General features: G+C 61.1%; 23 protein-coding genes, 1 tRNA gene and 2 pseudogenes. 16 read left to right on the forward strand and 10 right to left on the reverse strand.

The annotated features are described in order from the left end of the window. The first annotated feature begins 33 nt into the window (after positions 1–33). The 3 genes from VCJ09_RS08485 (at position 34) to VCJ09_RS08495 (ending at position 1818) form a co-directional block, all read left to right on the forward strand. Positions 34–837, forward strand: a complete 804-nt coding sequence (locus VCJ09_RS08485) for a CheW domain-containing protein (protein ID WP_079201430.1) — start codon at positions 34–36, stop codon at positions 835–837. A 102-nt stretch (positions 838–939) separates the two neighbouring features. Next, a complete protein-coding gene (locus VCJ09_RS08490; RefSeq protein ID WP_324733945.1) occupies positions 940–1419 on the forward strand; it encodes a chemotaxis protein CheW in 480 nt (159 codons plus the stop codon). 3 nt (positions 1420–1422) lie between these two features. Beyond that, positions 1423–1818 carry a DUF2802 domain-containing protein gene (locus VCJ09_RS08495; RefSeq protein WP_079201432.1) on the forward strand — a complete coding sequence of 132 codons (396 nt, stop codon included), beginning with the start codon at positions 1423–1425 and terminating at the stop codon, positions 1816–1818. 89 nt (positions 1819–1907) lie between these two features. On the opposite strand, the gene VCJ09_RS08500 is transcribed toward VCJ09_RS08495, so the two are convergent. After that, positions 1908–2234, reverse strand: coding sequence for an EscU/YscU/HrcU family type III secretion system export apparatus switch protein (locus tag VCJ09_RS08500; RefSeq protein ID WP_324733946.1), 327 nt, complete (start codon positions 2232–2234; stop codon positions 1908–1910). Further along, the gene (gene fliK / locus VCJ09_RS08505) at positions 2231–3775 is read right to left on the reverse strand and encodes a flagellar hook-length control protein FliK (RefSeq protein WP_324733947.1); all 1545 of its coding nucleotides are present in this window, start codon (positions 3773–3775) and stop codon (positions 2231–2233) included. Before fliK ends, VCJ09_RS08500 begins: the two co-directional genes overlap by 4 nt. 152 nt (positions 3776–3927) lie before the next feature. Between fliK and ccmA the strand changes: the two genes are divergently transcribed. The 10 genes from ccmA to VCJ09_RS08555 all read left to right on the forward strand — a co-directional run bounded on the left by ccmA (position 3928) and on the right by VCJ09_RS08555 (position 11194). Further along, positions 3928–4563 (forward strand): cytochrome c biogenesis heme-transporting ATPase CcmA, encoded by a 636-nt coding sequence (gene ccmA, locus VCJ09_RS08510; protein ID WP_324733948.1) that lies wholly within the window; start codon positions 3928–3930, stop codon positions 4561–4563. Continuing rightward, a complete protein-coding gene (gene ccmB, locus VCJ09_RS08515) occupies positions 4560–5231 on the forward strand; it encodes a heme exporter protein CcmB (protein WP_079201436.1) in 672 nt (223 codons plus the stop codon). Before ccmA ends, ccmB begins: the two co-directional genes overlap by 4 nt. 63 nt (positions 5232–5294) lie before the next feature. Continuing rightward, the gene (locus VCJ09_RS08520) at positions 5295–6053 is read left to right on the forward strand and encodes a heme ABC transporter permease (RefSeq protein WP_324734629.1); all 759 of its coding nucleotides are present in this window, start codon (positions 5295–5297) and stop codon (positions 6051–6053) included. Continuing rightward, positions 6050–6226 (forward strand): heme exporter protein CcmD, encoded by a 177-nt coding sequence (gene ccmD / locus VCJ09_RS08525; RefSeq protein WP_079201438.1) that lies wholly within the window; start codon positions 6050–6052, stop codon positions 6224–6226. Before VCJ09_RS08520 ends, ccmD begins: the two co-directional genes overlap by 4 nt. After that, entirely contained in the window at positions 6223–6690 is a 468-nt protein-coding gene (gene ccmE / locus VCJ09_RS08530) for a cytochrome c maturation protein CcmE (protein ID WP_324733949.1), read from the forward strand. Before ccmD ends, ccmE begins: the two co-directional genes overlap by 4 nt. Next, positions 6687–8660, forward strand: coding sequence for a heme lyase CcmF/NrfE family subunit (locus VCJ09_RS08535; RefSeq protein ID WP_324733950.1), 1974 nt, complete (start codon positions 6687–6689; stop codon positions 8658–8660). Before ccmE ends, VCJ09_RS08535 begins: the two co-directional genes overlap by 4 nt. After that, entirely contained in the window at positions 8657–9193 is a 537-nt protein-coding gene (locus VCJ09_RS08540) for a DsbE family thiol:disulfide interchange protein (RefSeq protein ID WP_324733951.1), read from the forward strand. The genes VCJ09_RS08535 and VCJ09_RS08540 overlap by 4 nt, the downstream gene beginning before the upstream one ends. Beyond that, positions 9190–9672 carry a cytochrome c-type biogenesis protein gene (locus tag VCJ09_RS08545; protein ID WP_324733952.1) on the forward strand — a complete coding sequence of 161 codons (483 nt, stop codon included), beginning with the start codon at positions 9190–9192 and terminating at the stop codon, positions 9670–9672. The genes VCJ09_RS08540 and VCJ09_RS08545 overlap by 4 nt, the downstream gene beginning before the upstream one ends. After that, entirely contained in the window at positions 9672–10877 is a 1206-nt protein-coding gene (ccmI, locus tag VCJ09_RS08550) for a c-type cytochrome biogenesis protein CcmI (protein WP_324733953.1), read from the forward strand. Before VCJ09_RS08545 ends, ccmI begins: the two co-directional genes overlap by 1 nt. After that, positions 10874–11194: a hypothetical protein gene (locus tag VCJ09_RS08555; protein WP_324733954.1), complete on the forward strand. Its 321-nt coding sequence runs from the start codon at positions 10874–10876 to the stop codon at positions 11192–11194. The genes ccmI and VCJ09_RS08555 overlap by 4 nt, the downstream gene beginning before the upstream one ends. Before the next feature lie 211 nt (positions 11195–11405). On the opposite strand, the pseudogene VCJ09_RS08560 reads toward VCJ09_RS08555, so the two are convergent. From VCJ09_RS08560 to VCJ09_RS08585, 6 genes and pseudogenes are all read right to left on the reverse strand, one after another. Next, positions 11406–11522 (reverse strand): annotated as a pseudogene (locus VCJ09_RS08560) (pirin-like C-terminal cupin domain-containing protein); the annotation flags it as partial. A gap of 82 nt (positions 11523–11604) precedes the next feature. After that, positions 11605–12012, reverse strand: coding sequence for a MerR family transcriptional regulator (locus tag VCJ09_RS08565; protein WP_324733955.1), 408 nt, complete (start codon positions 12010–12012; stop codon positions 11605–11607). Between the two features lie 73 nt (positions 12013–12085). Next, complete coding sequence (locus tag VCJ09_RS08570) at positions 12086–12820, reverse strand: MlaA family lipoprotein (RefSeq protein WP_324734630.1); 735 nt, start codon at positions 12818–12820, stop codon at positions 12086–12088. 34 nt (positions 12821–12854) lie between these two features. Then, entirely contained in the window at positions 12855–14153 is a 1299-nt protein-coding gene (locus VCJ09_RS08575; protein ID WP_324733956.1) for an alpha/beta fold hydrolase family protein, read from the reverse strand. Between the two features lie 79 nt (positions 14154–14232). Next, complete coding sequence (locus VCJ09_RS08580) at positions 14233–14721, reverse strand: GNAT family N-acetyltransferase (protein WP_324733957.1); 489 nt, start codon at positions 14719–14721, stop codon at positions 14233–14235. A 150-nt stretch (positions 14722–14871) separates the two neighbouring features. Continuing rightward, a complete protein-coding gene (locus tag VCJ09_RS08585; protein WP_324733958.1) occupies positions 14872–15096 on the reverse strand; it encodes a DUF2061 domain-containing protein in 225 nt (74 codons plus the stop codon). Positions 15097–15360: 264 nt separating this feature from the next. Between VCJ09_RS08585 and VCJ09_RS08590 the strand changes: the two genes are divergently transcribed. Then, complete coding sequence (locus tag VCJ09_RS08590) at positions 15361–15684, forward strand: ComEA family DNA-binding protein (protein WP_324733959.1); 324 nt, start codon at positions 15361–15363, stop codon at positions 15682–15684. 159 nt (positions 15685–15843) lie between these two features. Continuing rightward, positions 15844–16242 (forward strand): annotated as a pseudogene (gene zapE, locus VCJ09_RS08595) (cell division protein ZapE); the annotation flags it as partial. 33 nt (positions 16243–16275) lie between these two features. Here the strand turns inward: zapE and VCJ09_RS08600 are convergent. Continuing rightward, positions 16276–16351: transfer RNA gene (locus VCJ09_RS08600), tRNA-Asn, on the reverse strand. A gap of 64 nt (positions 16352–16415) precedes the next feature. Beyond that, entirely contained in the window at positions 16416–17612 is a 1197-nt protein-coding gene (locus VCJ09_RS08605) for an amino acid aminotransferase (protein ID WP_324733960.1), read from the reverse strand. A 175-nt stretch (positions 17613–17787) separates the two neighbouring features. Here VCJ09_RS08605 and uvrB point away from each other — a divergent pair, with 175 nt between their 5' ends. Then, complete coding sequence (gene uvrB, locus VCJ09_RS08610; protein ID WP_324733961.1) at positions 17788–19803, forward strand: excinuclease ABC subunit UvrB; 2016 nt, start codon at positions 17788–17790, stop codon at positions 19801–19803. Positions 19804–19935 lie beyond the last annotated feature (132 nt).

A 19935-nucleotide genomic window follows, 5' to 3' on the forward strand; every position in this document is an offset into this window, starting at 1 on the left:
AGGTTGTACAGGTAATTTTTGCGGATTCCATCTATGAGCCGTCCCGTCGCCACCGCCACGCGTCCCCAGTTGGCCTTGCAGTCCTATCTGGACAGCTTGTTGCAGGAAGCTGCAGTCGAGTTGGCCGAGAGTAGCAGCCTCGACGATTTCGCGGCTGCGGTGTTGGAGGAGCAGGTGCGCGATGCCGGCCTGCTGTGCGCGGCCCCCGTGCAGGCGCTGGCTGAACCAGCGCCGGTTGTCTTGCCGATGATCGAATCGACACCTGCTGTGGTCGCTCAGCCGGTGTTTGTTGAGTCGGTGATCGACGTCCATCTGCCCGCTGCAACCCTGAATCTGTTGCCCAGCTTGCAGCCGGGTGAGCGGCCAGCATGGGCACAAGAGCCGTTCGAATGCCTGTTGTTCGACGTCGCCGGCTTGACCCTGGCCGTGCCGCTGGTGTGCCTGGGTTCGATATTTCCGCTGGCAGGGCAGGAATTGACGCCATTATTTGGCCAGCCGGACTGGTTTCTCGGCATACTGCCGTGCCAGGCCGGTAACCTGAAAGTCCTGGACACCGCACGCTGGGTGATGCCTGACCGTTACCGCGATGACTTTCGCCAGGGTTTGCAGTATGTGATTTCCGTCGAAGGCTATGAATGGGGCCTGGCGGTGCATCAGGTCAGCCGTTCGATTCGCCTGGACCCAAATGAGATCAAGTGGCGCTCTCAGCGCACGTTGCGACCCTGGCTGGCCGGCACCGTGATTGAGCATATGTGCGCCTTGCTGGATGTGGCGGCCTTGGCCGAGTTGATTGCCAGTGGCGCGGCCAAGCGCATGGTCAATGGCCAGATTCACTGATTGAGAAATGCTAGGCTCGCCATTGCGGCGGGTCTGACGAATGATGACCAGCGGTTTGAACCGCGCACGCCGCACAGTGCGGCTTACGACGAGGCTAGGGATATGAAGAAGAATTCTGCACAGGGCGCTGAAGATCCCATCCTGCAATGGGTGACCTTCCACCTGGACAATGAAACCTACGGCATCAATGTGATGCAGGTTCAGGAAGTGCTGCGCTACACCGAGATCGCTCCGGTGCCGGGTGCGCCGAGCTATGTGCTGGGCATCATCAATCTGCGTGGCAATGTGGTGACGGTGATCGACACCCGCCAACGCTTCGGCCTGGATTCGGTACCGGTCACCGACAATACCCGCATCGTGATCATCGAGGCGGACAAGCAAGTGGTCGGCATCATGGTCGACAGCGTGGCTGAGGTGGTCTATCTGCGTCAGTCCGAGGTGGAAACCGCGCCGAATGTCGGCAACGACGAGTCGGCCAAGTTCATCCAGGGCGTGTGCAACAAGAACGGCGAGCTGCTGATTCTGGTCGAGCTGGACAAGATGATGAGCGAAGAAGAGTGGTCCGAGCTGGAGAGTATCTAACTAATGCTTGAGATCGCGCTAATCCTGCTCGGGCTGGTGTGCCTCGGGCTGGTTGGCACCTGCGTCTGGCTGATCATGCAGCAGCGCCATCTGGCATCGCTGCAGGCCGAGCGGGATGCGGCGCGCGATCTGCGGATCAAGGAGTTAAGTAAACGCCTGGATATCTATCTGGCAGGCAGTGTGCGCATGGGTGAAGAACTGCACGAGCTGCGGCAGATCGTTGCGCCACTGCCGGACAAGCTCAGCCAGATCGAGCAGCGTGACCCGAGCAGTCTGTCGTTCACCCAGGCCGCGCGCCTGGTCGGCCTGGGGGCCAGCGTCGATGACCTGACCCAGTCCTGTGGGCTGAGCAAGGCCGAGGCGGAGCTGATCAGCAAGCTCAATCAGCCCAAGCGCTGAGCAAAACCGCCTACTGCCAAGGCCTGGCGACGGCATTCGCTGTTTTCCCAGACTCTGAATCCTTGCCATCTGCAGCCTGGCTCTGCTCTTCAGCGTGGCGGGCCGTCGAGCAGCGGTAGTGGCGGGGTGATGTCATTGTCACGCTGGAAACCCGGTGGGCACTTGCCCTTCAAGTGCCAGGCAAACGCGATGATCTCGGCAATGCAGCGATACAGTTGCTCGGGGATCGCCTCGCCCAGTTCCAGGCGTGCCAGCAGGCGCACCAGGTCGGCATTCTCGTAGATGGGCACTTCATATTCGCGGGCGATGGCGAGAATCGCTTCGGCCAACTCGTCATCGCCCTTGGCGCTGAGGTTGGGGGCGTTTTGCCCGTCATAGGTCAGGGCAATGGCTTGGCGCGGTGCGGTTTTTTTCATGCGGTTTCGTCAACCCAGCGTTGTTCCAGGCTGGTCCTTGGTCCCTGGGGTGGCGTGCCTTGATTACAGGCCAGTTCACCGACATTCAGGCCGGCGGCGGTCAGGCGTTCACGCAGCGTGTTCAGCTCGGCGTCGATCAGGCTGGCGGTACGCGGGCGCTCGGCCCAGAGCTGGCTGGACAGGCTGCCACGGGCCAGTTGCGCCTGCACTTGCAGCGGCCCCAGCGGTTCCAGGTCGAAGGCCAGCTCGACCTTCCACAGCGCTTCCTTGGGTTCGTTGCCCGGCGACTTCTGCGGTTCTTCGTGCTGGATTTTTACCTGCAAGGGCACCAATTCGCGCTGGTCGCGCATGGGCAGCTCCAGTTGCCAGGTGGTCAGCAGGTTGCCGTCCGGGCCGACCTGGCTCTGCGCCAGGCTGGACAGTTGGTGGGTTTGCAGGCGCGAGACGGCGGCGGCGGCCAGTTTCAGCAGGGTTTGCAGGTCCTCTTCGCCCTCCATTGACTGCAGTAGGCGCGATGGCAGGGGAAAGCGTAATGCCTGTTGGCGTGCGCTGGATTGGCCGAGGGAGCCGAGTATGTCGCGGGCGAATGCCGGCAGCACCTGGGCCATGGCTGCGCTGGCGTTGGCCGTGGCCAGCGGTGCGCCGCTCGCCAGAGTGGGCAGCAGTTGGCTGATCAGGCGCAGCAGATTGGCTTTCATGTCCGCCGGCAGGGCATGGCCCTGGCCGCCGAGCAGTTTGCTTTCGAGGAACAGACCGCTATTTTCCATGGCCTGGCTCAGCCCTTTAGCGGTGCTGAGTTGGGTGGCATCGGGCAGGGTGTTGAACAGTTTATCGATGCTGCTGCGCAGGCCTTCCGGCAGTGCCGTCTTGCCCCCTACGCCTTGCAGGGCCTTGAACAAGCCTTCCAATGAGCCCTGGCGGTTCTGCTGGCTGGCCAATTGCTGGCTTAACTCGAGCTGATCGAGGCGCCCGCTGAGGGGCAGGAAATTCAGGGCCTGGCTGCCTTGCACCTGAGCGCTGAGCAGGCTGCCGAGGGGCAGCGCCAGAGGGGTTTCCAGCGACAGTTTGCTGCCAGCCAGCGGGGTGTTGAGCAGGCTCACTACCACCTTGTAGAGCACCTGCTGTGTTTTGGCCTGGGTCAGCTGTTCGCGCGCCACGACCTTGCCTTGCAGCAAGGTGCCGATCGGCAGTTGTTCGAGGTCCAGGCTGGTCAGGGCTTTTTCACCGCCGGCCAGCAGGGCCACCGCCATACGACTTTCCGACAGTGCCGTGACCACCAGCGCGGTGCCTTGGGCAAGGGGGCGTGGGCTGCTCGCCTGCAGGGTTGTCTGGCGACCATTGTCCAGCGTCAGCTTGAGCAGCAGCTGGAAGCTCTGCGCCACTTCCTTGAGGGCGACTACCTCGGCCTTGGCGGTTTCGCCGCTGGCCAGCAGGCCTTGCAGCGGCTGCAGCAGCTTTAGTGTCAGATCGCCTGCCGGCGCGCTGGCACGACTGCTCGGCGGCGTTGGCGCTATGGGGCGGGAACTGCTGATGTCGCTCATTAGCGGGTTACACCCTGTCGAAAATGCCCACTGCGGGGGGCAGGGCATGGCATGTATAATCGCGCCCCGTCCAGGTCGGCTGCGCATTTAACTTGCGTCAGTATAGCGGCCGGGACACTGCCGACTTGAACCGCTTTTTAGGTGCATATGCCGTGACCAGCCCTCTTCTTGAAGCCGTGGCGCTCGCTTGTGAGCGGGATTGGCGCATGCTGTTCGAGCGGCTCGACCTGCGTTTGGCGGCCGGCGAGATGTTGCAGATTGCCGGTCCCAACGGCAGCGGCAAGACCAGCCTGCTGCGTTTGCTCGCCGGGCTGATGCAGCCTACGGCCGGCGAAGTCCGCCTGAATGGTCAGCCGCTGGGCTCGCAGCGTAGCGAGCTGGCACGTAACCTGTTGTGGATTGGCCATGCCGCCGGGATCAAGGGTCTGCTCACTGCCGAAGAGAACCTGGCCTGGTTATGCGCGTTGCATCGTCCGGCCGAGCGCGCGGCGATCTGGCAGGCGCTGGAGGCCGTTGGCCTGCGCGGTTTCGAGGATGTGCCCTGTCATACCCTGTCTGCCGGCCAGCAGCGTCGTGTCGCGCTGGCCCGCTTGTATCTGGACGGGCCGCCGTTGTGGATCCTCGATGAACCTTTCACCGCCCTCGACAAGCTCGCCGTGGCGCAACTGGAAAACCATCTGGCCTGGCACTGCGAAATGGGCGGTCTGGTGCTGCTGACCACCCATCACACGTTGACGGTCAAACCTGCTGGTTACCGCGAGCTTGATCTGGGGCAGCGTATCCTATGAGTAATGTGTTTAGTCTGTTGGTCGCGCGCGAAGCACGATTGTTGTTTCGCCGGCCTGCCGAGTTGGCCAATCCGCTGGTGTTCTTCGCCATTGTGATCGCCCTGTTTCCGTTGGCCGTGGGGCCGGATACCCAGCTGTTGAAAACCCTGTCCCCGGGTCTTGTGTGGGTGGCGGCATTATTGGCAGTGCTGCTCTCGCTGGATGGCTTGTTTCGCAGCGATTTTGAGGATGGCTCACTAGAGCAGTGGGTCCTTTCGCCGCACCCCCTGCCTCTTCTGGTATTGGCCAAGGTGCTGGCAAACTGGTTGCTTTCCGGCCTGGCTCTGGTGCTGCTGGCACCCTTGCTGGCCTTGATGCTCGGTTTGCCCGGGCGCTGCTTGCCGGTGCTGTTACTCTCGCTGCTGCTCGGTACGCCGGTGTTGAGCCTGCTCGGCGCGGTCGGCGCGGCACTGACGGTGGGCCTCAAGCGTGGCGGCCTGCTGTTGGCGCTGCTGATTCTGCCGCTGTATATCCCGGTGTTAATTCTTGGCAGTGGGGCGTTGCAAGCCAGCCTGCAAGGATTGCCGGCGGTTGGCCACCTGTTGTGGCTGGCCAGCCTCACTGCATTAGCGGTGACGTTGACACCTTTTGCCATTGCCGCCGGTCTGACGATTAGCGTCGGCGAGTGATCTACAACCGTGCTACCGAGGACGGCCAATGCGCGGCCATTACCTCGGAGAATGATGAGTGATCTGATGAACTGGACGTGGTTTCACAAGCTGGGCTCGCCCAAGTGGTTTTACCATATCAGCGGGCGTTTGCTGCCCTGGCTGAGTGCGGCTGCCGTAGTCTTACTGGCGGTGGGGCTGGTCTGGAGCCTGGCGTTTGCACCGCCGGACTACCAGCAGGGCAACAGCTTCCGCATCATCTATATCCATGTCCCTGCTGCATTTCTGGCCCAGTCGGTCTACGTCATGCTGGCGGTGGCAGGGGTGGTCGGCCTTGTATGGAAAATGAAGCTCGCCGATGTCGCGGTGCAACAGGCCGCGCCGATCGGTGCCTGGATGACTGTGATCGCATTGGTGACTGGTGCCATCTGGGGCAAGCCGACCTGGGGCGCTTACTGGGTCTGGGATGCGCGCCTGACCTCGATGCTGATCCTGCTGTTTCTGTATTTTGGCGTGATCGCCCTCGGCCAGGCCATCACCAACCGTGACAGCGCGGCCAAGGCTTGCGCGGTCTTGGCCATCGTCGGGGTGATCAACATCCCGATCATCAAATACTCGGTGGAGTGGTGGAACACCCTGCACCAACCCGCCACTTTCAGCGTGATCGAGAAACCGGCCATGCCGCTGGAAATGTGGCTGCCACTGCTGATCATGGTGCTTGGCTTCTACTGTTTTTTCGCTGCCGTATTGTTGCTGCGCATGCGTCTTGAGGTACTCAAGCGTGAGGCACGCAGCAGTTGGGCCAAGGCTGAGGTCAAAGCTCAGGTGGAGAAAGGTCTATGAGCTTCACCTCGTTTGCCGCGTTTTTCGCCATGGGTACTCATGGTGCCTATGTCTGGTCGTCCTTTGGCATCAGCCTGGCTGTGCTGGCGCTGAATGTTGCGCTGCCGCTGTTGGCGCGCCGCCGTTACCTGCAAGACGAGGCGCGTCGTTTGCGCCGGGAGAAGTTGCAATGAATCCTGTTCGCAAGAAGCGCCTGTTCATCGTCTTGGCGATCTTGGCCGGTGTGGGTATCGCCGTGGCCTTGGCGCTGAGTGCGCTGCAACAGAACATCAACCTGTTCTATACCCCGACCCAGATCGCCAACGGCGAGGCGCCGCAGGACACGCGTATCCGCGCCGGTGGGTTGGTGGAAGAGGGCTCGGTCACGCGCTCCAGCAACTCTCTGGAAACCGATTTCGTGGTGACCGACGGGGCAGAAAACGTGACTATTCGCTACAGCGGCATCCTTCCGGATCTGTTCCGTGAAGGCCAGGGCATCGTGGCCATGGGCAAGGTCAATGCCGATGGCGTGCTGATCGCCGACCAGGTGCTGGCCAAGCACGATGAAAACTACATGCCCCCGGAAGTCATGCATGCATTGGAGCAAAGTGCAATGAAGCAAAAATATGACGCGGCTCAACAAGGGGGTGCGCAATGATCCCCGAACTTGGCCACCTGGCAATGATTCTGGCGCTGTGCCTGACCCTGGTGCAAGCCAGCTTGCCGATGATCGGTGCCTGGCGCGGCGATCGGCAGTGGATGAGCCTGGCGGTGCCGGCGGCCTGGGGCCAGTTCGCCTTCCTGGTATTTGCCTTTATCTGCCTGACCTATGCCTTCATGGTCGACGACTTTTCCGTCGCCTATGTGGCCCACAACTCCAACAGCGCGCTGCCCTGGTACTACAAATTCAGTGCGGTGTGGGGCGCGCATGAAGGCTCGCTGCTGCTCTGGGCGCTGATTCTGGCCGGCTGGACCTTCGCCGTGTCGATTTTCTCCAGGCAGTTGCCCGAGGAGATGCTCGCCCGCGTGCTCGGCGTGATGGGCATGATCAGCGTCGGCTTCTTGCTGTTCCTTATCGTCACCTCCAACCCGTTCGAACGCTTGCTGCCGAACAGTCCGGTAGACGGCCGCGACCTCAATCCACTGCTGCAGGATTTCGGTCTGATCATCCATCCGCCGATGCTGTATATGGGCTACGTCGGTTTCTCGGTGGCCTTCGCCTTCGCCATCGCCGCCTTGCTCGGCGGCAAGCTGGATGCGGCCTGGGCGCGCTGGTCGCGGCCCTGGACCGTCGTCGCCTGGGCCTTCCTCGGTATCGGTATCGCCCTCGGTTCCTGGTGGGCCTATTACGAGCTTGGCTGGGGCGGCTGGTGGTTCTGGGATCCTGTGGAGAACGCCTCCTTCATGCCATGGCTGGTCGGCACCGCGCTGATTCACTCTCTGGCGGTGACAGAGAAGCGCGGCGTGTTCAAGAGCTGGACGGTGCTGCTGGCGATTGCCGCCTTCTCCCTGAGCCTGCTCGGCACCTTCCTGGTCCGTTCCGGAGTGCTGACCTCGGTGCATGCATTTGCCACCGACCCTGCGCGTGGCGTGTTCATCCTGGCCTTCCTGCTAATCGTGGTCGGTGGTTCGCTGACCCTGTTCGCCATCCGTGCACCGGTGGTCAAGAGTCAGGTCGGTTTCGCCCTGTGGTCGCGCGAGACCCTGCTGTTCGTGAATAACCTGATCCTGGTGGTGGCGGCCGCGATGATTCTGCTCGGCACCCTCTATCCGCTGGTGCTGGATGCCATGACCGGGGCCAAGCTGTCGGTCGGTCCGCCGTACTTCAACGCGCTGTTCGTGCCGCTGATTGGTCTGCTGATGGCGATGATGGCGATAGGCGTGCTGGTGCGCTGGAAGGACACGCCGCTGCGTTGGCTGCTTGGCATGCTGGCTCCGGTGCTGGTCGGCAGTGGGGCGTTGGCGGTACTGGCGACCTTTATGCTCGGCGACTTCAGCTGGGCGGTGCTGGGTGTCTGTCTGCTGGCTGGCTGGGTGGTATTGGCCGGGGTGCGCGACATTTATGCCAAGACCCGCCACAAGGGCCTACTCAAGGGCCTGCCAAGCCTGACCCGCAGCTATTGGGGTATGCAGACGGCGCACCTCGGCCTGGCCGTGTGCGCCCTTGGGGTTATCCTCACCAGCACAGGCAGCTTCGAGCGCGACATGCGCATGGCGCCGGGCGACTCGGTGGAGATGGGCGGTTACCAGTTCATCTTCGAGGGCGCCGAACACTTCGAAGGGCCGAACTTTACCTCGGACAAAGGCACCGTACGGATCCTCGAAGACGGCCAGCAGATTGCTGTGCTGTACCCGGAGAAACGCCTGTATAGCGTGCAGCAGTCGGTGATGACCGAGGCCGGAATCGACGCCGGCATCACCCGCGACCTGTTCGTGGCGCTGGGTGAGCCGCTGGAAGACGGCGCCTGGGCCGTGCGCGTGCACATCAAGCCGTTCGTGCGCTGGATCTGGTTCGGCGCCTTGCTGATGGGCTTTGGTGGTTTCCTCTCGGCTTCCGATAAGCGCTACCGGATGAAGGTGACCACTCGGGTGCGTGAAGCTCTGGGCATGGCGGGGGCGCAAGCATGAAGCGACTGATCCTGTTGTTGCCGTTGGCGGTCTTTCTCGCAGTGGCGCTGTTTCTCTACCGTGGCCTGTTTCTCAATCCGTCCGAGCTGCCTTCGGCGTTGATCGGCAAGCCATTTCCGGGGTTTTCCCTGCCGGCGGTAGAGGGCGGTGAAACCATCAGCCAGGACGACCTCAAGGGCAAGCCGGCGTTGGTCAATGTCTGGGCCACCTGGTGTGTATCCTGCCGGGTCGAGCACCCGGTATTGAACAAGCTGGCACAGCTGGGCGTGACCATCCATGGAGTCAATTACAAGGATGAAAACGCTGCGGCGCAGAAGTGGCTGACCGAATTCCACGATCCCTACCAGCTCAATATCGACGATGCGCATGGCTCGTTGGGTCTGGATCTGGGCGTGTATGGCGCGCCAGAGACCTTCCTGATCGACAAGGACGGCATCATCCGCCACAAGTTTGTTGGCGGGATCGACGAGCGGGTCTGGCGCGAACAACTGGCGCCGCTGTATCAAACGCTGGTCGATGAGGTCACGCCATGAGGCGTTTACTCAGTGCCGCAGTGCTCGGCCTGGCCCTGCTCGGCACCGCTCAGGCGGCGATCGATACCTATGAATTCGCCGACGAGGCGCAGCGCCAGCGTTATCGCAACCTGATTGAAGAGCTGCGTTGCCCCAAGTGCCAGAACCAGAACATCGCCGACTCCGATGCGCCGATTGCCTTGGATCTGCGTGCCGAAGTCTACCGCATGCTGGGGGAGGGCCAGAGCAACGAGCAGGTCATTGAGTTCCTGGTGTCGCGCTACGGCGATTTCGTCCTCTACAAACCGCCGGTCACGGCCCGCACGCTGTTGCTGTGGTACGGCCCTGCAGGTCTGTTGGCCACTGGCTTCGTGCTGCTCGGCGTGGTCGTACTGCGTCGTCGTGGCAAGAAATCTGCGGGTTCGAGCGGTCTTTCCGCCGATGAGCAGCAACGCCTGGCTGCCCTGTTAAATCAAACGCCTCAGGATAAGAAAGACTGATGATCGAATTCTGGCTGTCCGCCGGCCTGCTATTGCTGGCTGCCCTGGGTTTTCTGCTGATACCGGTGTTGCGAGGCCGTAAGGCCCAGGCCGAAGAAGACCGCACCGCATTAAATGTCACCCTCTATCAGGAGCGCCTGCAGGAGCTGGAGACTCAGCATGGGGCCGGTGCGCTGAGTGATGAGCAATGGCAAAACGGTCGCGACGAAGCGGCCCGTGAACTGTTGGCCGACACTGACGGTGCCGAGAGTAAAGCCAGGGTCGGCGTGCTCGGCAGCAAGGTGCCGCTGACCGCCGCCTTGCTGATGCCGCTGCTGGGCTACGGCTTGTACCTGTACTGGGGTGCAATCGACGATGTCGAACGTGCGCGGACCTTCGCCGAGCAGCCGCAGACCATCGAAGCGATGACCACGCGTCTGGAAGCATCGGTGAAGGCTGATCCGACGTCCGCCGAAGGCTGGTACTTCCTCGGCCGTACCTACATGGCCCAGGAGCGGGCCGCTGAGGCTGCTACTGCCTTCGAACGGACGGTGGAGATCAGCGGACGCGAGCCGGAGTTGCTCGGCCAGTGGGCGCAGGCTCTGTATTTCGCTGGCGACAAACAATGGACCGAGCAGCTGCAGGCGCTGACCGATGAAGCGTTGAAGGCCGACCCGGAGGAAGTCACCAGCCTCGGCCTGCTCGGGATCGCCGCTTATGAAGAAGGGCGTTTCGAGGCGGCCATTGGTTTCTGGGATCGCCTGGTCGCGGTATTGCCGGAGCAGGACCCCTCACGCCAAGCCATTCAGGGCGGAATCGAGCGTGCCCGAGAACGCCTGGCTGCGCCGACGGACGCTACGCCGGCTGCCGCCGCGAGCGGGCAGTTGACGGTCAAGGTCGACTTGGCAGCGGCACTAAAAGACAAGGTACAGCCGAATGACAGCGTGTTCGTGTTCGCCCGTGCCGCGTCCGGTCCGCCGATGCCGCTGGCGGTCAAGCGCCTGACCGTGGCCGATCTGCCAGCCGAGGTCAGCCTGTCGGACAGCGACGCGATGATGCCGCAGCTGAAGCTTTCCGGATTCGAGCAGGTGCTGTTGATCGCGCGTATTTCGCGCAGCGGCAATGCCACCGCCGGCGAATGGATTGGCCGCAGCCAGCCATTGGCCAGCAGCAGCACCGAGCCGCAACAACTGACCATCGACACCGCCGAAGGCCAAGCGCAATGAGCCGATGGCTAGCGATTGTCCTGGCGATCGGCTTGTCGAGTCTTGCCGGCTGTGCGGTGCAGAGCACGGCGCCGATCGGTCAATTGCCGGTGACCAAGTCACACCCGCGCTATGCGCCACCGCCTGGGGCGCAAAGCCACTGGGACGCGGGGTTGGGTGTCTATGTGGTCGCAGGCGCGCGCGATCTGTATTACCGCGAGCGCACCTACTACCGCTGGAGCAGTGGCTGGAGTTGGGCGACCAATCCGCAAGGGCCGTGGCAGCCGACCGACAGCAGCGGCGTACCACCGGGCCTGTACCGCCGGTACGCGCAGTAACTCAGTCGTAGGGGGCCGGGCGGCGATCCGCTTCAGCCCATCGCTGCCGCAGGGGTGGGCGATTTCCCAGGTGGCATCTGGGCTTGAGAGCTGGGTAGGGTAGATCAGGCCTTTTTCATTGAGCATCGTTGCTGGTGGGTGGGTAAAGTGTCCTCCACCCGGTATTGCAGTCCTTGCACATGCGCATAGGCTCGGCATTCATGCGCCGCGATCAGGCCAGCACGCCATCACGAAAATCGCGCAGCGCTTGCTCGATTTCTTCCTGGGAACTCATCACCAGCGGCCCGTAATGCACGACTGGCTCGCCCAGCGGCTTGCTGGCGATTAGGCTTGGAATATACCCATCCTATTATTATCAATCAGATCTATGGTTGCTAAATTCGCGGGTTTACCATCGGTTTATTAGATGCTCAGTGGGCGGGGCAGAGCGTGGCTGGACGGTTTTCGCCGGGTAATTCGAAATCATCGATCAACCGGCAGATGGCCTGGCCGTCCGGGGCGCATTCGGGCTTGTCAGCCCACTCGTCAAGCGCATTGCGCATCACCAGGGCCAGCATGCGCTCGCCAAGCAGATCACGGACTTCGCCGCAGGGCGCGGTACCGCTGTCGGCGCGGGCGAGAATGCTCTGTACGTCCTTGAGACTGAAGCCCAGGCGGCGCGCATGGGCGATAAAACGCAGGCGCTGCAGATCGCTGCTGGCGTAGTGCTGATAGCCGTTATGCGGATCGCGCGCGGGGCGCAACAAGCCGAGAGCGGTGTAGTGGCGCACAGTATCCGCGCTGACGGCAGCGGCTTTAGCCAGTTGGGCGACACGCATGGAGATGCTCCTGAACAACAAGGGTCGCGCCAGGTTAAAACCCAGGGGCGACCCTATGGTCAAGCAGGTCGGCTTATTCGACGATCAGCAGCTTGCGCGACTCATTGTAGAAGTAGCGAATTTTCTCGTACTCGAACGGCGAGTTGAGCTGGCCGTAACGGAAGTTGACGGTGGAGCGCTGATCGGTCGTCTCGAGCAAAAAGATTTCCGGATGACTGTTGCTGGCTTCGGCAACATTTAGCCAGTTGACCTGGCTCTTGGCGCTGAAATCCACCACCAGCCCGCCGGTGTCACGCAGGTTGGAGGGACCGAGCAGCGGCAACATCAGGTAAGGGCCAGCAGGTGCACCATAGAAGCCCAGGGTCTGGCCGAAGTCTTCGCGCTGTTTTGGCAGGCCCATTCGACTCGCTGGGTCCCACAGCCCGGCCACGCCAATGGTGGTGTTGAGCAGTAGGCGGGCGGTGGTCTGCATCGAGCGTTTGGCTTTGAACTGCAGCAGGCTGTTGAACAGGTTGGGCACGTCGCCAAGGTTGCTGAAGAAGTTGCTTACCCCATGTTGCACGACGGTCGGGGTTACATAGCGATAACCGTCGACTATGGGCAGAAACACCCACTGATCGAAACGGTAGTTGAAGTGGTAGACGCGCCGGTTCCAGGATTCCAGGGGGTCATAGACATTCAGGGCGCCGAGGGTCGAACGCTCGAATTCGCGCTGGTCCAGGCCCGGATTGAGCTGCAGGTGTTGCAGGGGGCGCTTGAAACCGTCTGCATCGACGTGATGCTGAGCCTGAGTCAGGCCGCTGGTCATTAGCAGGGTCAGCAACAGGGCTGTAGGAAGAGGCTTAACCACGGAAAAACTCCAGCATGGCGTCGCTGTTGACGCGGTAGTTGAGGTTGCCGCAGTGCCCGCCGAACGGGTAGACGGTCAGGCGGTCGCCAAGAGTTTTGCGCAGAAAGCCCAGGTCGCCAGGGCCGAGAATGAGGTCGTCGGCATTGTGCATCACGGCGATCTTGCTGGAGTTTTTCAAATAGTCTTCGACGGCATAGAGACTGACCTGATCGATCATCTGGGTAATGCTGCCGCCGTTAAGGCGGGCCCGCCACATCGGGATCAGCTGCTCGGTGATGTAGCAGTCGAAGTCACATTGCAGGGCGCGTTTGAAGAACGGCGTGAGGCTGGTGCTGTCGTTGATCGGGTAGCGTGCCGGGGTGATCAGGCCGCGCCGGTTGATCAGGTCTGAGGTGAAGGCGATATCGGCAGCGGCGAAGCGGAACACCGTACCAATCAGCATGGCCATCTGCTCGTCGGAAAGCTGCTCCTTGGAGCGCTGGAAGTCGAAGAGCATCGCATCGTTGAGGTCAACGTAACCCTTTTCCTGGAAATAGCGGGTCAGTTTGGCCAATACGGTCTCGTAGAAGGTGGTGCTGCTGTTGATGCCTTCAACCTGGGTTTGTACCAGGCGGTCGAGGTTGCTGGTCGAGGTGTAGAGGTTGACCGGCGGGTTGAGCAGCAGCACACGTTTGAAGTTGAAGCTGCGGCGGGTTTCGTCGAGCTGGCTGACGAATGCCGCTTGCAGGGCACCCAAGCTATAGCCGGTCAGGTGGAAGGCGCTGACCTGCAGGCGCGGATGCTGGGCGCGCACGGCCTGCATCGCACGGTACAGGTCGTCGGCATCTTCACTGGTGAGGCCTGGTGTGGCGAAGCGCGAGGCGGCGCTCATGAAGTCGTAGCTGGTCGGTGAGGATAGCTGTACCACGTGGTATCCGGCGCCGTAGAACAGTTTTTTCAGGTATTCCGCCGTGCTGCTGGTGTAGGGCATGCCCGTGCCGGCGATGATGAAAATCAGCGGTGCCTCGCCTTTTTGCTCGGCTAGGCGATACCCCATCTTGGTCACCGGCCAGAAGTTATCCGGCAATTCGAACTCACGCTCCGGGCGCAGTTTGACCCGGTAGTCCTGCTGGTCAATGTCGGCATCGGCCGGCAATTTCGGTTGCAGTTCGGGTGGCGTGGTGGCGATGGTCGCCTCGAACGGGTTGGTCAGTGGGTAACCATAGCTTTGCGCGTCGATGTCGGCCGCCAGCAGTGGTCCACCGAGGGTTATGCCGCACAGTAGAGCGGCCAAGCGATATACAAGCGGCATGACTTAGATCCCTTTAAAAGAGGGCGGATTGATCGAGTTGAAAGAAAAGTAAGACAACTGAACCTTCAGAGAGTGCCGGTCAAGCCGATTTTTGACCCAGGTCGTGCAGCGCCGAGCCGGCCAGGCGATACATCGTCCAGTCATCCAGCGGCTGAGCGCCCAGGTGCCTATAGAAGTCGATGGCCGGTTCATTCCAGTCCAGCACCGACCATTCCAGACGTCCGCAGCCGCGCTCTATAGCCAAGCTCGCTAGCTTGCCGAGCAAGGCAGTGCCAAGTCCCGTCCCTCGGGCGCTGGAGCGTACATAGAGATCTTCTAGATAGATACCGGGTTTACCGAGGAAGGTCGAGTAATTATGGAAAAACAGGGCAAAGCCTGCGGCCGTACCATCGACTTCGCCGATCAGCACTTCGGCAAAGGGGCGCGTCCCGAACAAGTGTTCGGTCATTTGTGCAGGGTCGGCGACCACCTGATCGCTGAGCTTCTCGTAGTCGGCCAGTTCGCGGATAAAACCGATGATCAGCGCAACATCGTCACGCTGGGCACTGCGGATGTGCACATGGGGCATGGTCGTTCCTCAAGTTGCTGATCAAGCGAGCATGCGGTGTGGCCATGGAGTCTTGCAAGGGGTGTCCACGCAATCGACTGCGGTTGTGAAACTACCGAGCGCCAGCGCAAGCAAGGCTGCCTCCAGGCGTTCGCCGGTCATCACAAATACTCATGCCTGATGGTGCAACCAGGCATGTTTCGGTAGTTCTGGTGCCGGACTCGAACGATTCTCCAGGCGCTGCCAGAGCTTCTCGTGAAAGTAGAAGCCAACCGAGTTGCACAGAGGCTCGATGGCGGCCACCAGGCCACTGGCCGCGACACTGCCGGTCAGCGCATAGGTCACCGCAAAGGCGATGCAGAAGTGCATCAGGGTGAAGGTTATGGTCTTGAGCATGGCGGGTCTCTAATGAGAGGTATTAGCGTTTGCTTGTCAGGGTAGTGGCTCAAGAGTGATTGGTTAAATAATTCATTAAGATGAAGTTGATAGTATTTTCTAATTAAAATAGGTGTCGATCAGTGCGGAGTAGCGAAAAATCGTCAACAAAATACTCCAGCGAATTTGACAAGGTGGTGCTGGCGGCTAACTTGAAGTGCGCGGCGCAAGGAAGTCCCGCGCTGCTCACAATTGACTTGAGCTTTTCTGAAATGGAGTTCCAACATGCATAAGCGCTATCTCTCTTCCCTGCTGTGTGCTGTTCTGACCGCAGCGACTCTCAGCGTCTCCGCCGCCGAAACCTCCACGACTGCACCCGCGAAGCCCGCGGCGGTGCAAGTAGCCGAGGTCGGCAAAGTCAATCTGAATACGGCCGATGCTCCCACGCTCCAGCGTGAGCTGAGCGGTATCGGCGAGACCAAGGCCAAGGCGATAGTGGCGTACCGTGATGCCCATGGCGCGTTCACCTCGGTTGATGAGGTGCTTGAGGTCAAGGGTATCGGCGAGTCTATCCTGGCGAAAAACCGCGACAAGCTGAGTATCAATTAACCGATACCCTGGAAGATAAAGGCCGGTCAATGACCGGCCTTTTTGCATTGCGCAGGTGAACACCAGCCTGATCCTGCAATACCGTGCGTGTTTTCCGGACGGCCACCGGCAGCCCTGCGCGCATCGGCAGGTGCGGATCAACGGACGGTTATCTTTTCGATGAATGCGATGTTTCCCCGGGCGATCTACCAGCATGCCATCGAACAGCATGGTTTCTAGGCGGATGACGCCTAGCCGCGGGCGGTGAGGGCGCTGGAAAGTTGCCATCAGGCGTTGCCTCAACCAGAGGGCAGTGCGCAGTCAGTCAGCGGGGTTTATCTCTGGGGGCCGGTAGGGCGCGGCAAGACCTGGCTGATGGATCAGTTCTATCAAAGCCTGCGAGTGTCCGCGCGCCGTCAGCATTACCATCATTTCATGCGCTGGGTGCACCGCCGCCTGTTTCAGTTGACCGGCGCGCCCGATCCCTTGCCGGCTTTGGCTCGTGAGCTGAGCGCCGAGGTCAGGGTGCTGTGTTTCGATGAGTTGTTCGTCAGTGACATTGGCGATGTCATTGCAATAAAAAGCCCAGCTCGATGGCTGGGCTCTCAAATTTGGCTCCGCGACCAGGACTCGAACCTGGGACCCAATGATTAACAGTCATTTGCTCTACCGACTGAGCTATCGCGGAACAACGGTGCGTATCCTACTGATTAGGAAGGGGAAGTCAAGTATCTAGGACTTCCCCTGGCCCGTCAGAGAACTTGGGCGATGGCCTGGGTAACGACCGGCAGATTGCGCTGGTTCAGCGCGGCGACGCAGATGCGCCCGGTGCCGACAGCGTAGATGCCGAACTCGCTCTTCAGGCGTTCCACCTGCTCGGTGGTGAGGCCCGAGTAGGAGAACATTCCGCGCTGCTGGGCGACGAAGCTGAAGTCTCGCTTGGCGCCCAGGGCCGTCAATTGCTCGACCATGGCCAGGCGCATGGCGCGGATGCGTTCGCGCATTTCGCCCAGTTCGGCTTCCCACATGGCGCGCAGTTTGGGGTTGTTGAGCACCGCGGCGACCACGCTGGCGCCATGGGTCGGCGGGTTCGAGTAGTTGGTGCGGATTACGCGCTTGAGTTGCGATAGCACCCGAGCGGTTTCATCTTTCGAACCAGTGACGATGGACAGCGCACCCACTCGTTCGCCATACAACGAGAACGACTTGGAGAAAGAGCTGGAGACAAAGAAGGTCAAGCCGGACTCGGCGAACAGGCGCACGGCCGCCGCGTCTTCCTCGATGCCGTCGCCAAAGCCCTGGTAGGCGATGTCGAGGAAGGGTACGTGCTCGCGCTCACGAAGAATTTCGAGAATGGCCTGCCAGTCGTCCATGCTCAGGTCGACGCCGGTCGGATTGTGGCAGCAGGCGTGCAGCACCACGATCGAGCGGGCGGGCAGGTTTTTCAGGTCTTCGAACAGGCCGCCACGATTCACCCCATTGCTGAAGGCATCGTAGTAGCGGTAGTTGCGTACAGGGAAACCTGCCGCCTCGAACAGGGCGCGGTGGTTTTCCCAGCTCGGATCGCTGATGGCGACCGCTGCATCAGGCAGCAGGCGCTTGAGGAAGTCTGCACCGATTTTCAGTGCACCAGTACCGCCCAGGGCCTGGGCAGTAATCACCCGGCCTTCCTTCATTAGGGCCGAGTCGGCGCCGAACAACAGGGTCTGCACGGCCTGGTCGTAAGCGGCGATGCCCTCGATCGGCAAGTAGCCACGGGGCGCATGGGTGGCCGTCAGCGCATTTTCTGCTTCTGCCACGGCCCGCAAAAGCGGAATTCGCCCATCTTCATTGGTGTACACGCCAACACCGAGGTTGACCTTGGTGGTGCGGGTATCGGCGTTGAATGCTTCGTTGAGGCCCAGAATAGGGTCGCGCGGAGCCATTTCGACGGCAGAGAACAGACTCATGGATGCGGCAGCTCGAATGAAGAAGGGTGAGTGTCTGCAACGCCCCGTTAGGGGTTGCGTAAGTGGGTCGGTAGTATAACGGGCCATAACGTGCGTCGCGACAGCGGGTACACGCATTTCAACTGTTTTGACGTACGCTTTCAGATCGCGTCACAGTCGTCCGTCGAGGTTAGTCATGTCCAAGTTCCAACTGGTCACCCGTTTCCAGCCTGCCGGCGATCAGCCGGAGGCCATTCGGCAGATGGTGGAAGGCATTGAGGCGGGTTTGTCGCATCAGACCCTGCTCGGCGTGACTGGCTCGGGCAAGACCTTCAGCATCGCCAACGTGATCGCGCAGATCCAGCGGCCAACCTTGATTCTGGCGCCGAACAAGACTCTGGCCGCTCAGCTGTATGGGGAGTTCAAGAGTTTCTTCCCGAACAACGCGGTGGAGTATTTCGTTTCCTATTACGACTACTACCAGCCGGAAGCCTACGTGCCTTCCTCGGACACCTTTATCGAGAAAGACGCCTCGATCAACGATCACATCGAGCAGATGCGCCTGTCGGCGACCAAGGCGCTGCTGGAGCGGCCGGATGCGATCATTGTCACCACGGTATCGTGCATCTATGGCCTGGGTAGTCCCGAGTCTTACCTGAAAATGGTGCTGCACGTCGATCGCGGCGACAAGCTGGATCAGCGTGAACTGCTGCGTCGCCTGGCCGACTTGCAGTACACGCGCAACGATATGGATTTTGCCCGTGCCAGCTTTCGGGTGCGCGGCGACGTGATCGATGTGTTTCCAGCGGAGTCGGAGTTGGAGGCCGTTCGCGTCGAGCTATTCGATGACGAGGTGGAGAGCTTGTCCGCGTTCGATCCGCTGACCGGCGAGGTGATCCGCAAGCTGCCGCGTTTCACCTTCTATCCCAAGAGCCACTACGTCACCCCGCGCGAAGTGCTGCTGGAGGCGGTGGAGAAAATCAAGGTCGAGCTGGTCGAGCGCCTGGAGTACCTGCGCAGTACCAATAAGCTGGTCGAAGCGCAGCGTCTGGAGCAGCGCACGCGCTTCGACCTGGAGATGATCCTCGAACTGGGTTATTGCAACGGCATCGAAAACTATTCCCGTTATCTGTCCGGACGTGGGCCGGGCGAGCCGCCGCCAACCCTCTACGACTACCTGCCGGATCAGGCCTTGCTGGTAATCGACGAGTCGCATGTCGCGGTACCGCAGGTCGGCGCCATGTACAAGGGTGACCGCTCGCGCAAGGAAACCCTGGTCGAGTATGGATTTCGCCTGCCCTCGGCGCTGGATAACCGGCCGATGCGTTTCGAGGAATGGGAGGCGGCCAGCCCGCAAACCATTTTCGTCTCGGCCACGCCGGGCAACTACGAGGCCGAGCATGCCGGGCGGGTGATCGAGCAAGTGGTAAGGCCGACCGGCCTGGTCGACCCGCAGATTGAGGTGCGTCCGGCGCTGACCCAGGTCGACGATTTACTCTCGGAAATTCACAAACGCGTGGTCCTGGGCGAGCGGGTGCTGGTCACCACCCTGACCAAGCGCATGGCCGAGGATTTGACTGACTACCTGGCCGATCATGGCGCCAAGGTGCGCTACCTGCACTCGGACATCGATACGGTGGAGCGGGTCGAAATCATCCGTGACTTGCGCCTCGGTGCATTCGACGTGCTGGTCGGTATCAACCTGCTGCGCGAAGGCTTGGACATGCCGGAGGTCTCGCTGGTAGCGATTCTTGATGCGGATAAAGAAGGCTTCCTGCGCAGCGAACGCTCGCTGATCCAGACCATCGGCCGCGCGGCGCGTAACCTCAACGGTCGGGCCATTCTCTATGCCGACCGCATGACCGGCTCGATGGAGCGCGCCATCGGCGAAACTGAGCGGCGGCGCAACAAGCAGATTGCCTTCAACGCGGCCAACGGCATCACCCCCAAGGGGGTATTCAAGGACGTCCGGGATATTCTCGAAGGCGCCACGGTGCCGGGTTCGCGCAGCAAGAAGCGCAAGGGCATGGCTCAGGCGGCGGAAGAAAGTGCGCGCTACGAGAACGAGCTGCGTTCGCCGAACGAGATTGCCAAGCGCATCCGGCAACTGGAGGAGAAGATGTACCAGTTGGCCCGAGATCTGGAGTTCGAGGCCGCCGCACAAGTGCGTGACGAGATCCACAAGCTGCGTGAGCGTTTGTTGCAGGTGTGATTACAGGCTGGCGTAGGACTGCTGATTGCTATTGATGCAGGCTGGCTCGCGACTCTGAGCCGCACCCGCCGCAACCGTTATCGGGCTCCCGGAGGGCATACGGGCTACAGGGTCGAGCTGGTAGCGTGGATA

This window comes from Pseudomonas paeninsulae, from assembly GCF_035621475.1.
Lineage (GTDB): Bacteria > Pseudomonadota > Gammaproteobacteria > Pseudomonadales > Pseudomonadaceae > Aquipseudomonas > Aquipseudomonas paeninsulae.